We start from the raw sequence: 12511 nt of genomic DNA, 5'->3' as shown, positions 1-12511 counted from the left end.
TGGTCAGCACGGAGGGAGAACCCGGATGAACACCGACGACGGGTACACGGTCGGCACGGTGGCGAGGATCGCCAAGGTGACCGTCCGCACCCTGCACCACTACGACGAGATCGGCCTGCTGTCCCCCCGGGGACGCACGCCGGCCGGCTACCGCCGGTACGACGAGGCCGACCTCGGCCGGTTGCAGCGGATCCTGTTCTACCGCGAACTCGGGTTCCCCCTGGAGGAGATCGCGGCCGTCCTGGACGACGACTCGGTGAGTCCGAGGGAGCACCTGCGGCGCCAGCACCGGTTGCTGACCGACCGCATCGCCCATCTCCAGAAACTGGCCGCGGCCGTCGAACACGCCATGGAGGCAGAGAAGATGGGTATCCAGCTGACCCCGGAGGAGAAGTTCGAGCTCTTCGGCGAGCACTACCGCGAGGAGTGGGAGACCGAGGCCGAGCAGCGCTGGGGCGACACCGCGGCCTGGGCGGAGTCCCAGCGTCGCACCGGCGGCTACGAGAAGGCCGACTGGGAGCGGATCAAGGCCGAGACGGACGCGCTCAACGCCCGCCTGGTGGAGGCCTTCACCGCCGGCGAACCCGCCGACGGCGGCCGGGCCGTGGACCTCGCCGAGGAGCACCGCCGGCACATCCGCGAGAACTTCTACGACTGCACCTTCGAGATCCACCGCGGCATCGCCGGGATGTACCTCGCCGACCCCCGCTTCACGAAGGTCTACGAGGATCTCGCCCCCGGCCTCGCCCAGTGGCTGCACGACGCCATGCTCGCCAACGCGGAGCTGCGCACCGGCGGGCAGGAGTAGCGGACGGCGGCCCGGCCCCCCAGGGGGCGGGCCGCACCGCCGTCGGAGGCGGGTCGTTCCGGCCACGACGAAATTTTCTTCGAACACCCCACAACCCCGCGGGTACTTGGGCGTCTGAAAGGGTGAGGGCCGATTCGGCGCGGGTCCGACCGCGCCGGTTCCGGGCCTCGCCGCACAGGCAGAGTCCGACTACCACGGGGAAACCACCATGCGCCCGTCCACTGTCCGGCGTCTCGTCAGGACCGTTCCGCTGGCGGCCGTTGTCGCCGGTGCGGCCGGCTACGCGCTGCTCCCCGCCGAGGACGGCGCGGAGCTCCGCCCGGCACGGGCGGTCGGGGCGGCGTCCACCGGGACGGGGTCCATAGGCACGGCACCGGTCGGTGCGGCACTGGTGGAGGCGGTGCCGGGGGAGCCGGCACCGGCCGGGCCGGCACGGATGCGGTCGGCGCTGACCGCGCCGGTGGCCGAGGGGGGCGCGCCGGTGTTCGCCCCGGTCGCCGCGGCCGACCGGACGCCGGCGCCCGGGCCGACGCCGGGGTCCGGCACGGCGCGCGGCATCTCCCCGTCCTGGCCCGAGGAGATGCCCGGCGCGGTCGCCGAGGCCGTCGACGTCTCCATGCTCCCGCTCTCCGGGGCCTGGGAGATCCACGCCGGCGGCAGCTACCTCGACTTCGAGGTGACCTGGAGGAACACCACCCGGCAGCGCTACGACGAGGTCGTCCCGGTGGTGCGGGTGCTCCCGTACGACTACCCGGCCGTGCTCGCCCGCCCCGGCAGGACGGCCATGGGGATGCTGGACCGCAAGGACCTCGACGAGTGGCGCGAGGTCAAGCTGGACCAGCCGGGCGTGGGCAGCGGCTCCCAGCCGGGCGCGTTCGCGCTCGACCCCGGAGAGAGCCGGACGGTCCGCTACCGGCTGACCCTGTCCGTCGGCAGCCCGTCGGGCCGGCTGCCGGTCCAGGCCGAGGGATGGATCGGCCGCAGCGCCAAGGCGGTGCGGGCCGGCGGCGCGAAGGCCCAGGTGAACGTGAAGGTGGACCAGCCGGTCCAGTTCTCGATGACGAAGCCCAGCGACGGGACCAGGGGCCGGCTCCCCTCCGAGGTACAGGTGGAGCTGGCCAACCTGGACGGCTTCGCCCAGCACACCGTCACCCCCGCGCTGACGGTGACCGACCGGGGGACCTGGAACGGCAAGCACGACCTGTCGCCGGCCGACCTGATCGCCGAGGTGCTGGCCGACGGCGAGTGGCTCCGCCTCCAGGGATCCGTCGACGAGCAGGGCCGGGTCCGGCTGGACACCACGGGGCTCACCCGGGTGCTCGGGCCGGGGGAGAGCGTGGTCTACGAGTTCCGGCTCAACGTGCCGTCGGGGTGGATGCCCGAGGCGGTCGTCCTGATGACGGCGGGTGCCGGCGTCGACGGCCGGGCACTGCCCGACCGGGCGGCGATCGTTCCGCTGCTCAGGGCCGGCTGGTAGCGGGCGGAGAACCGAGAGAGCAGGGCCGGGCCGTTCAGCACGACCGCTCCGGCCACCCGAAGACGATGTCCTGACGCGCCGCCGTGGAACCGGAACGCCGTCGGGGGGAGAGCGAAGACGGATGTCCATGGCCATCGGGCCGGCCGCCGGGTCCGGCCGGGGGTGGGGGGCGACCCTGCGCGGACTGGTGACGCTGCTGTTCGGCGCCCAGGAGGCGCCGCAGGGCGGGGGCGAGGTGCTCGACATCCCCGTCGCCGCGCAGTCGGCCGGCCGGCGCCGCGCCGGGTTCCGGCTGCTGCCCGGCGGCGGCCGGACGCACGAGGGCCGGCCGTCGCTGACCGACCTCTACCTCACCCACCGGCTCAGCCTGGTCCGCCTCGCGGTGCTGCTGGTCGACCACCAGGACCAGGCGGAGGACGTCGTGCAGGAAGCTTTCGCCAAGCTCTACCAACGGCACGGCGAGCAACTGGACGACCTGGACAACGCGCTGGCCTATCTGCGCACCGCCGTGGTCAACGGCGCCCGGTCGGTGCTGCGCCGCCGCCGCACGGCCCGCGAGTACGTGCCGCCCCACGAGGCGGACGCGCCGTCGGCGGAGGACCACGCGGTGCTCCACGACGAGCACCGCCGGGTGCTGGTGGCCCTGCAGGAGCTGACCGCGCGCCAGCGGGAGGTGCTGGTGCTGCGCTACTGGTCGGACCTGTCGGAGTCGCAGATCGCGGAGATCCTCTCGGTGTCCCGCGGCACCGTGAAGTCCACTGCCAGCCGGGCTCTGGACGCCCTCGAGAAGAAGCTGGAGGACGCCCGATGAGCGAGGAGCGGCGCCCCACGTCCGACGGGGCGGGCCGCGGCACGGGCCCCGGCGGCGAGTCACCGGTGGAGCGCCTGCTCCGGGAGGCCATGGCGGCCCGCGCCGTCCGGATCACCGCCCAGGACCTGCGCCCGGCCGACCCGCCGAGCGGCCCCCGGATCCGCCGCCGGCCCGCCTACCTGGTGAGCCTGCCGCTGATGGGGCTGGCCGCGGCGACGGTCATCGGCGTGCTCACCGTCCCCGGCGACACCCTCGCCGACAAGGGCGACGACGCACCGGCGGCCACGATGAGCACCAGCGCCGACCCGAGCCGGGACCCGAACCCGAGGTCCCCGACCGACGGGCCCACCGACGTGCTCGGCCGCCCGGCCGGGGCCCCGGCCCAGGGCGCCTCGCAGGGCCCGGACGACGCCTCCGGAACGCCCGCCCCCGGCACCTCCGGTTCCTCCGGCGGCCAAGGTCCGGGCAGTACCCGGCCGGGTACCGGCGCGGCCTCCCCGCAGCCGGACGGGACGGCGGCCGCGACGCGGGCGGCGGGCGACCCGGCCGCGGGCAACGGGGGCGTGGTCCGTTCCCCCCAGGGCATCGAGCTGAGCTTCGACGGCCTGGCCGGGAGGGAGGCGATGGTGGGCGCCGGCCCGGTGACCTTCACGGTGACCTGGCACAACACCACCGAGATCACGTACGGGAAGGTGGCCCCCGTGGTGGCGGTCCGCTCGCTCGCCGACGCGGACGGCGACGGCCGGTCGCTGCGCGGCCGGCTGCAGCGCGAGGACGAGGGCGGCGCCTGGACGGACGTCCCGCTGACCGAGGCCTCGGGCAACTACCTGGCATCGGGCGACGAGGCGGCGTTCCCCCTGGCCCCCGGGGCCTCCCGGACGGTCCGCTACCGGCTGGACCCCTCGATCGACAGCGGGGAGGGGACGCTGTTGATCGAGGCCCTGGCCCTGACACCGGCCACGCCGCAGCGCCTGGTGGAGGCGTCGGTGCTGACCGCCCTGCGGCTGTCCAAGGCTCCCGCCGCCGCCCGGATGGCGCCCGAGTTCACGGTCAAACTCCTCGAGGACTTCACCGAGCCCGGCAGACGGGCCGCCACCTTCACGCTGACCGTCCGCAATCCCGGTGCGGCGCCGCTGGCCTCGGTGTTCCCGACCGTCCTGCTGAGCGGCACGGAGGCGGGCAGCCAGATCATGGTCCAGGCCGGGTACGGCACCGAGGGGCGGCGCAGCCTGCCGGTCACCCGGAACCAGGCGGGGCGGGGGGTGGTCGACACCTCCCTGCTGGAACGGCTGGTCCGGCCGCACGAGTCGACGACCTTCTCGTTCTGGCTCAGCGTGCCGGAGGGCTGGAACTCCGACCCCGAGAGCTTCGCCGCGGTCGTGGGGGCCACGGGGGACGGGCAGGAGGCCGCACCGGTCGTCATCTACCCGAGCATGGCCATCGCCGGCCGCTGAGGGCCGCCCGGGCCACCCCGAAAACGCCGCCGGCGGTCCGGCCCCCACTGCTCGGGGGCCGGACCGCCGGCGGCTCGGGCGGTACGGCCGCCCGGTGGCTCAGGCCAGCGAGGCCATCCACGCCTCGACGTCCTCGGCCCGGCGCGGCAGGCCGGCCGAGAGGTTCTCGTTGCCGTCGGCGGTGACCAGGATGTCGTCCTCGATCCGGACGCCGATGCCGCGGTACTCCTCGGGCACGGTCAGGTCGTCCTGCTGGAAGTAGAGGCCGGGCTCGACGGTGAGCACCATGCCCGGCACCAGCAGCGCGTCGACGTGCTCCTCGGTGCGCGAGTGGGCGCAGTCGTGGACGTCCAGGCCGAGCATGTGGCCGGTGCCGTGCAGGGTCCAGCGGCGCTGCAGGCCCAGCTCCAGGACCTTCTCGACGTCGTACACCGAGGCGTCCAGCAGGCCCCAGGCGAGCAGTCGCTCGGCGAGCACCCGCTGCGAGGCGTCGTGGAAGTCGCGGAACCGGGCGCCGGGCTTCACGGCCGCGATGCCGGCCTCCTGCGCGTCGTGGACGGCGTCGTAGATCTTCCGCTGGAGCGCGTCGAAGCGGCCGTTGATCGGCAGGGTGCGGGTGACGTCGGCGGTGTAGAGGGTGCTGGTCTCCACGCCGGCGTCCAGCAGCAGCAGCTCGCCGGGGCGGACCTCGCCGTCGTTGCGCACCCAGTGCAGGGTGGTGGCGTGCGGGCCGGCGGCGCAGATCGAGCCGTAGCCGACGTCGTTGCCCTCGACCCGGGCGCGGCGCCAGAAGGTGCCCTCGATCCAGCGCTCGGAGGTGGCGACGGCCTGGCCGAGCTCGCGCACGCAGTCGGTGAAGCCCTTGACCGTGGCCTCGCAGGCGGCGCGCAGCTCGCCGATCTCCCACTCGTCCTTGACCAGCCGCAGGCCGCTCAGGAACTCCTTGAGCCCGGCGTCCTTGTCGGCGTCCAGCACGCCGGCGAGCGCGGTCTCCAGACCGGCGTCGTAGCCGCGCACGATCCGGGTCGGCACGCCGTCCCCGGCGCGCTCGGCCAGCTCCTCGGCGGCCTTGCGGACGTCGCGGACCGGCAGGCCGAGCAGCTGCTCCTGCTCGGTGAGGCTGTGCCGGCGGCCGACCCACAGCTCGCCGTAGCCGTCCAGCCAGAACTCGCCGTTCTCCCGGTCGGAGCGGGGCAGCAGGTAGAGGTGGAAGGTGTGGCCGGCGGCGCCGTCGGGCTCGGCGACCAGGACGGCGTCCTCGGTCTGGTCGCCGGTGAGGTGCACGTACTCGCTGGCGGCGCGGAAGCTGTAGTCGCAGTCGTTGGAGCGGACCTTGAGGGTGCCGGCCGGGACGACCAGGCGCTCGCCGGGGTAGGCGGCGGACAGCTTGGCGCGGCGCTCGGCGGCGTACGGGGCCTGCGGGACCGGGGTCAGGCCGTGCAGCTCGGTGTCCGCCCAGCCGGACTTCATCGAGGCGGCCAGCTCGTCGGAGACCTCGGAGTAGAGGCCGTTCTTGCGGCCCTTGAACTGCTGCGGCTCCTCGTCGCCGCCGGCGGCCTCGGGGTTCTCGGCCACCGCGGGGGTGCGGTCCTCGGTCACGTACGTCGCCTCCTTGCGCGTGGTGCCGCCCGGGGCGCGTCGGATCGCGACACAGGTGGGCGGCCGTGCGTCCATGGTACGGACGCCCGGCCGCTCATCCGTTCGGACCTTCGTGCGGACCGTTCGAAGCACGCGGGCCGCGCGCCCGGGGCCCGTTCGCCCGGGCTACTCGAAGCGTGCGGCGAGCAGTGTCAGGTCGTCGGTGGCCGGACCGGTGCCGGGGGTGTCGCGGCCGAGGACGGCCGCCGGGCCCGGTCCGCCCGCGTCGTGCTCCGCCGCGACCGCCACCAGGTGGGCGCAGAGCCGGTCGGGGTCGATCCGCACGTCGCGCGGGGCGTCGGCGGCGGCCCGGCGCAGGTTGGCCTGCCCGGCGTGCAGGGTCGGGCCGAAGCGGTGGGCCAGCCCCTCGGTGTAGAGGACCAGCGTGTCGCCGCGCTCGGCGGTGAACTCGACCCCGGGCGCCTCCCAGCAGGAGAGCACGCCGAGCGGCGCGGAGAGCGAGGTCTCCACGAACTCGGCGCCGTACCGGGTGACCAGCACCGGCGGGCAGTGCCCGGCCCCGGCCAGGGTGATCCGCCGTCCCTCCGGCTCCACCCAGGCGTAGACGGCGGTCGCGGTGCGGGCCGGCTCGGTGGTCTTCAGCAGCAGTTCGAGGTCGCCCAGGACGGACACCGGGTCCTCGCCCTCCAGCACCGCGTACGCCCGCAGCGCGGCCCGCACCCGGCCCATCGCGGCGGCCGCGCCCGGGGCGGAGGCCGGACCGGCGCCCGGCCCGTCGCCGGAGACCGAGCCGACGGTGAGGCCGACCGTGCCGTCCGGCAGCAGGATGGCGTCGTACCAGTCGCTGCCGCAGGAGCGGTCCAGACCGGCCGGCACGAGCCGGGCGGCCAGCCGCAGTCCGGCGGGCTGGGGGAGGTGGTCGGGCAGCAGGCCCCGGCGCAGCGCCTCGGTGGTGCGCCGGACCCGCTCCGCGTCGAGCTGCTTGGCCAGCAGCGGGGCGGCCACCTCGCTGTAGCGGCGGGCCAGCTCGCGCTGGCGCTCGGTCGGGACGGCGGGGCCGTCCCAGAACCAGAGCGCGGCGGCCAGCGGGCCGTCCTCCTCGGTGGCGAGCGGCAGGCCGTAGCAGCCGCCGAGGCCGAGGTGGCCGGCCAGTTCGCGCAGCCGGGCGCCGATCGCGGGGTCGCCGGTGAGGTCGTGCGACTGCAGCTCGGCGGGCCGGTCGTGCGCGCGCAGCAGCCGGGCGAGCAGGCTCTGGTCGGGCGGGACGGTCTCCAGCGAGCCGAGGCTGGCGCGGTCCAGGCCGAGGCCGATCGGCTGGCTGGGGCCGCCGCCGGGCAGCGCGGTGACCAGCAGGGCGCGGTCGGCGCCGAGCAGGGCGGTGCCGGAGGCGAGCACGGCGTCCAGGGTGGCGGACAGGCCGCGGGCGCGGGCCAGCCGTTCGGTGTGCTCGTGCAGGCTGGTGAAATCGGACAGGCGTCCGGCCAAACGGTCCTGCACTCCACCGGCGGAGGCCGCCGGGCTCGCGCCGTCGGGTGCGCCGGGGGCGCCCGCGGACCGGCCCGCGCCCTCGCCGCCGCCCGGCAGCTCTCCGGGCGCTCGGCCGTCCGGCTGCCCGGTGGGCACGGCCGGATCGGGGAAGCCCGGCGGGTCGAGCACGGAGAGCCCGCTGGTGCCGCCGGCCTCGGCCGGCTCGGAGGACGTCGACGGTGGGTGGGACTCGGTCATGCCGCCACTCCTGACGCGGTGGTGCGTGTCACGCGGATCATGCGGAACCCCCAGGTACGGCCGTGAGGAGCGAGCACGGCCAAAGGGCGCGTTTCGCCTCGATTCGCTACTACTCGTCATTGATCGACAGCAATGCCACCACTTCTACACAGGCCATTCGGGGCATGTCCAGAGCCATGACAAGGCTGGTGGCCGGTTCCGCGCCGTGGCGGGCCCGGCCGCGGGGCGCGTTCCGTTCCACGCGCGCCGGTCGGTCGCGCCGTGGTCCGGCGGGACGCCGCGTCCGGGCCCGTCGGGCATGGAGCGGCCGGTGAGCGGGCAGAACCGGGGGGACGGCTCCGGCGGCCGTCCGGATCGTATGCCCCTGGCGCCGGCCGGCCGGGTCGGCCGGAAGCGACTCACTCGTACGGTGGAACCAACCGCGGCCGGGCGGCGTCCATCCGGTCGCATACGGGATTCTCGTTCCAAGGGCTGTTCTATTCCGCAGCCCTTTCACATCGTGCTCCACCGCGTGCTCCAGGCCCGCGCCGTTGTCCGCACCGCCGTCCGTACCGCCGCCCGCCCCGCCCGCCGGCCGCTCCGGCCCGGCCCCCGGTCCGTTCCGACCCGGCTCCCGGGCGGTTCCCTCCGTCCGGTTCGCGGGCCGGTCCGGCGTCCCCGGACGCGCGGCGGCGGCCGGTCCGGCGACCGCGGGCGGAGCCACCGAGCGGTCACGGAAAGGAACGGGTGCCAATGCGTGACAACCCACTGCGCGACGACCCGAGGAGCCGGCCGGCACTCGGGGCGGCCCGGGCGGCCCGGCTGGCCGGGGCCCTGACGGCGGCCACCGGGTACCGCTGGCCGGTCGTCCCCGGCGCCGTCCTGCTCGACGGCGGACTCTGCTCCTGCGGCGACCCGGACTGCCGGGTTCCGGGTGCCCACCCGCACGACCCGCCGCTGCTCGCGGCCACCACCGACGCCCGGATGGTGCGCTGGTGGTGGGAGCGGCGCTGTCCGGACGCCCCGTTGCTGGTGGCGACCGGCCGGACGGTCTGCGCGGTCAGCCTCCCGGCGGCGGCCGGCGCCCGCGCGCTCGCCTACCTGGCCGCCCAGCGGCTGCGGCTCGGCCCGGTGCTGGCGATGCCCGGCCGCTACGCGATGCTGGTCGCCCCCTACTCGCTCGACGCACTCGGCGAGATGCTCGTCCAACTCCCCTGGGTGCCCGGATCGTTGCGCTACCACGGGGCCGGCGGCTTCCTGCCGCTGCCGCCCGGCGGCGGGGACGGCGACCGGGTGCGCTGGGTGCTGCCGCCCGGTCAGGGGGCCGACGGCGGCGTCTGGCTGCCGCAGGTCGAGCCGCTGCTGGGCGAGTTGGTGGCGGCGGCGGTCCAGCTGGACAGCGGCCGCTCGGCGTACTGACGATCCGTCGTCGGCGCACTGATCGGGCACGCCCGACCGGTCCCGGCGTGGGATGTTCGGAAAACAAAAGATCCGGCCGCTGGCGACGGGGGATGCACCAGCGACCGGACTCTTTAGACAGTAACAAGGATCCGCGCCCGCGCCAATTTCCAAGACGCCCTCGCAGCCCGGAAATTGCGGGTTGCGGGCGACAATGTGACGCGTATCACGTCGATCCGCCGGGCGTGGCCCCGGCGTTCCGACCCGCCTTTAGTTCAGGGTGACCTGACGGTTCACCAGGTTCGCGCGGGCCCGTCGCTCGTCGGCGGTGAGCGGAGCCGGGTCGGCGAGCGTGGCGGCGAGCCGCTCGGCGAACTCCGCGGCCGGCTTCTCGCAGTCGGCGGCGGTCATGGCGAGCGGCAGGTCCCAGACCGGCACGGTCAGGCCGTGCGCGCGGAACGAGCCGACCAGGCGGGTGTCCGGGCCGAGCGCGGACTGCTCGGCGGCGGTCAGCCGGGCCAGCGCGTCCAGCAGCTGCTCCTCGGGCACGGTCATCACCCAGCGCAGGTGGTTCTTGTCCGGGGTGCCGCACCAGTAGGCGGCGTCGACGCCGGCGAGCTTCTCGGTGGGGATCGCCGAGGCGTTGGCGCGCTCCAGCGAGGCAGCCACCTCGCCGGTCGCGGTCTCGGCGTCCTCCAGCCAGAACTCGAAGCCGGTGTGCACGGCCGGCTCGAAGGCGGCGGTGGTGTCCAGCAGGTCCTGCAGGCGGCGGCCGCCCGGCACGGTCCGGCGGGCCGGCACCGGGGTGCCCGGCTCGGTGGCCAGGGCCAGCTCGAGGGCGTCCGCGAGGTCACGGCTCAGGTCGCCGGAGGACGACTGGGTCTGCAGGCCCAGCAGGATCGAACCGTCCTGGCGGCGCAGCGCGGGCCAGGCCAGCGGCAGCACGGTGGCCAGGGTGACCGACGGAACCTCGCCGGCGGCGGCCTCGACGACCCCGGCGGCCAGCGTCAGCGGCACGGTGGCGGCGGGCACCAGCTCGCGCAGCGCGACCCAGTCCGCCTCGCCCTGCAGGCCCTCGAACGGGCGGTGCACCAGTTCCTGGACGGCGTGCGAGGCCTCGCGGCCGTGGCAGGCCTTGTAGCGGCGGCCCGATCCGCAGGGGCAGTTCTCGCGGGCCCCGACCACGGGGATCTCGCCCGTGGCGACGGGGGTGGACTGGCTGCGCTGCGGCGCCTTCTTGGCGGCCTTCTTGCCCATGGTGCGGCTCTCCCGGGAACGGTGGTGTTGTGCTCCCGGCAGCCTACTGACGTTCCCCGGGCACGTGGGCGGGTGCCGGGGCGCGGGCGGGGCCGCCGGGCGCCCGCTGCCGGGCGGGGCGGGGTGACCCGCCCGCCTGCCGTTCCCGCGGTCCGGCCGCCCGGTCGTTCAGCTCCTGCGGGCGTGCCGGGCCCGGGCCGGCAGGGCCGCCCAGACGGTCACCTCGCCCGGGGCGTCGCGCACGCCCCAGTCGCTGGCCAGCTGGTCCACGATGCTCAGCCCCCGGCCGCCGTGCGAGGTCAGCGAGGGGCTGGACGGTGACGGCCGGGTCTGCGCCCCGCCGTCGGTGACCTCCAGGGTGAGCACGCCGTCGGCGTGCATCTGCCAGCGGACCAGGACACCGCCGGTGTCCTCGGCGGCGCCGCCCGGAGCGGCGGCCGGTCCGTTCTGGCCGCCCGGCGTGCTCTGGCCGCCCTGGCCGCCCTGTGGGCTCCGCGAGCCTTGTGCGCTCGGTGCGCTCGGTGCGCTCTGGCTGCCGGCGGTTCGTGACGGCCCGCCGACCAGCAGCGGTTCGGCGGCCCCGGCGCGGGCGCCCCGGCCGAGTGCGGGCAGTGGCCCGAGCGGCCGGGCGTAACGACAAGCGTTGCTCAAAAGTTCGGAAAGGATCAGAACAGCATCATCAATGACCGGTTCCGGTATCTCGCGGTCTCCCAGATCTCGACGCAGTCGGCGCCGTGCGACCCCGACACTCGCTGGGCCGTGCGGCACTGCCATGGTCGATGAAGTCGGCACTTCACGCGCCACCATCAACGCCACCCCCGGACCTCCTTCAGCGTATGCCGAGGGATGGATGCCCCTTGGCAATACGTCGGAAACGACCGCACGGCGATCCCGCGCGGACATTTGAGGCCTGTCCACCGTCGGTGCGCGACAGGTGATTCGGTGCTCACACTCCGTCGTGAAACTGTATAAATTGCGGCAGAAATCGTCGTCGAAAGGTTTGAGTCCCTACCAAGACGGTCAACGGCCGATGGTGGTTGAACGGTTCACCACAGCGGTACCACGCATCACGCGATCACCACCCGGCCCCGTCCCGGGGCCCGCCGACGGGGTTCAGCGGCCGAGCTGGGCCAGCACCTCCGCCGGGCGGTTGGTGATGATCGCCGACACCCCGAGCTCCAGGCAGAGCTCGACGTCGGCCGGCTCGTCCACCGTCCACACGTGCACCTGGTGGCCCAGTTCGCGCAGCCTGGTCACCAGCCCCGGCCGGGCCCGGACCAGTTCGATGCCGGGACCGGCGATCCGCGCCCCGCCCGGCAGCGGCGCGCCCGGGCGCAGCCGTCCGCGCAGCACCAGGCCGCGCTCGAACAGGAACACCCGCTGGTACTGCGGCGCGGCCGCCGCCACCCTGGCCAGTGCCAGGGAGGAGAAGCTCATGATCCGGGCGTTGACGCCGTGCTCCCGGGCGCCCGTCCCCGCGCCGTCCGTCCCGGCGCCGGCCGTTGCGCCGCCCGCGCCGCCGATCCCGAACCGGTCCAGCATCCGCAGCAGCTCGGACTCCACCCGGCCGCGGAACCGCACCGGGTGCTTGGTCTCGATCGCGAGGTCCACCGGGCGCCCGCAGTCCACCACCAGCTCCAGCAGGCTCTCCAGCCGCAGCACCCCGCGCAGCTCCGGGTCCACGCTCGGCCGGCCGGTCTTCCAGGCGCCGAAGTCGTGCGCCTCCAGCTCCGCCAGCGTCATCGCGGACACCGTTCCCCGGCCGTCCGAGACCCGGCCGATCCGCCGGTCGTGCACGCAGACCAGCTGCCCGTCGGCGGTCACCCGCACGTCGCACTCCAGGGCGTCCGCCCCCTCGGTGAGCGCCCGGCGGTAGGCGGCGAGGGTGTGCTCGGGCAGGGCGAACGAGGAACCGCGGTGGGCGATCACCTGGACGGGCGGCGCGGTGCGGGCCGTCACGGGCGAGACATCAGGGCTGGTCACGCCCTACACGATAGGCCGCG

General features: G+C 75.2%; 10 protein-coding genes. 5 read left to right on the top strand and 5 right to left on the bottom strand.

Going from position 1 to position 12511, the window contains the following annotated elements; genetic code table 11:
• Positions 1-25 precede the first annotated feature (25 nt).
• The 4 genes from ABT093_RS02270 to ABT093_RS02255 all read left to right on the top strand — a co-directional run bounded on the left by ABT093_RS02270 (position 26) and on the right by ABT093_RS02255 (position 4550).
• Complete coding sequence (locus ABT093_RS02270) at positions 26-808, top strand: MerR family transcriptional regulator (RefSeq protein ID WP_350559053.1); 783 nt, start codon at positions 26-28, stop codon at positions 806-808.
• Between the two features lie 208 nt (positions 809-1016).
• Positions 1017-2285 carry a hypothetical protein gene (locus tag ABT093_RS02265; RefSeq protein WP_350559050.1) on the top strand — a complete coding sequence of 423 codons (1269 nt, stop codon included), beginning with the start codon at positions 1017-1019 and terminating at the stop codon, positions 2283-2285.
• A 121-nt stretch (positions 2286-2406) separates the two neighbouring features.
• Positions 2407-3096, top strand: coding sequence for an RNA polymerase sigma factor (locus tag ABT093_RS02260; protein ID WP_350559047.1), 690 nt, complete (start codon positions 2407-2409; stop codon positions 3094-3096).
• On the top strand, positions 3093-4550 hold the full coding sequence (locus tag ABT093_RS02255) for a hypothetical protein (protein WP_350559044.1): 1458 nt from the start codon (positions 3093-3095) through the stop codon (positions 4548-4550). Before ABT093_RS02260 ends, ABT093_RS02255 begins: the two co-directional genes overlap by 4 nt.
• A 99-nt stretch (positions 4551-4649) precedes the next feature.
• On the opposite strand, the gene ABT093_RS02250 is transcribed toward ABT093_RS02255, so the two are convergent.
• Together ABT093_RS02250 and ABT093_RS02245 are read right to left on the bottom strand one after the other, a co-directional pair.
• Positions 4650-6149 carry an aminopeptidase P family protein gene (locus ABT093_RS02250; protein ID WP_502884104.1) on the bottom strand — a complete coding sequence of 500 codons (1500 nt, stop codon included), beginning with the start codon at positions 6147-6149 and terminating at the stop codon, positions 4650-4652.
• Positions 6150-6314: 165 nt separating this feature from the next.
• Entirely contained in the window at positions 6315-7874 is a 1560-nt protein-coding gene (locus ABT093_RS02245) for a PP2C family protein-serine/threonine phosphatase (RefSeq protein WP_350559041.1), read from the bottom strand.
• A gap of 732 nt (positions 7875-8606) precedes the next feature.
• Here ABT093_RS02245 and ABT093_RS02240 point away from each other — a divergent pair.
• Complete coding sequence (locus tag ABT093_RS02240) at positions 8607-9272, top strand: bifunctional DNA primase/polymerase (RefSeq protein WP_350559037.1); 666 nt, start codon at positions 8607-8609, stop codon at positions 9270-9272.
• Between the two features lie 249 nt (positions 9273-9521).
• Here the strand turns inward: ABT093_RS02240 and ABT093_RS02235 are convergent, their stop codons facing one another.
• The 3 genes from ABT093_RS02235 to ABT093_RS02225 form a co-directional block, all read right to left on the bottom strand.
• Positions 9522-10508: a DUF5926 family protein gene (locus ABT093_RS02235; protein ID WP_350559034.1), complete on the bottom strand. Its 987-nt coding sequence runs from the start codon at positions 10506-10508 to the stop codon at positions 9522-9524.
• 168 nt (positions 10509-10676) lie between these two features.
• On the bottom strand, positions 10677-11159 hold the full coding sequence (locus ABT093_RS02230; protein WP_502884103.1) for an ATP-binding protein: 483 nt from the start codon (positions 11157-11159) through the stop codon (positions 10677-10679).
• Positions 11160-11621: 462 nt separating this feature from the next.
• Entirely contained in the window at positions 11622-12491 is an 870-nt protein-coding gene (locus ABT093_RS02225) for a glycerophosphodiester phosphodiesterase (RefSeq protein WP_350559031.1), read from the bottom strand.
• Positions 12492-12511 lie beyond the last annotated feature (20 nt).

Origin of the sequence: Kitasatospora sp. NPDC002551, assembly GCF_040296005.1 — a bacterium.
GTDB lineage: Bacteria > Actinomycetota > Actinomycetes > Streptomycetales > Streptomycetaceae > Kitasatospora.
This window is presented reverse-complemented; position numbering and strand designations above follow the sequence as displayed.

Excerpts from the sequence above, each read along its gene's own strand:
- ABT093_RS02270 (WP_350559053.1), top strand. The coding sequence starts at position 26 with ATGAACACCGACGACGGGTACACGGTCGGCACGGTGGCGAGGATCGCC.
- ABT093_RS02265 (WP_350559050.1), top strand. The coding sequence starts at position 1,017 with ATGCGCCCGTCCACTGTCCGGCGTCTCGTCAGGACCGTTCCGCTGGCG.
- ABT093_RS02260 (WP_350559047.1), top strand. The coding sequence starts at position 2,407 with ATGTCCATGGCCATCGGGCCGGCCGCCGGGTCCGGCCGGGGGTGGGGG.
- ABT093_RS02255 (WP_350559044.1), top strand. The coding sequence starts at position 3,093 with ATGAGCGAGGAGCGGCGCCCCACGTCCGACGGGGCGGGCCGCGGCACG.
- ABT093_RS02245 (WP_350559041.1), bottom strand. The coding sequence starts at position 7,874 with ATGACCGAGTCCCACCCACCGTCGACGTCCTCCGAGCCGGCCGAGGCC.
- ABT093_RS02240 (WP_350559037.1), top strand. The coding sequence starts at position 8,607 with ATGCGTGACAACCCACTGCGCGACGACCCGAGGAGCCGGCCGGCACTC.
- ABT093_RS02235 (WP_350559034.1), bottom strand. The coding sequence starts at position 10,508 with ATGGGCAAGAAGGCCGCCAAGAAGGCGCCGCAGCGCAGCCAGTCCACC.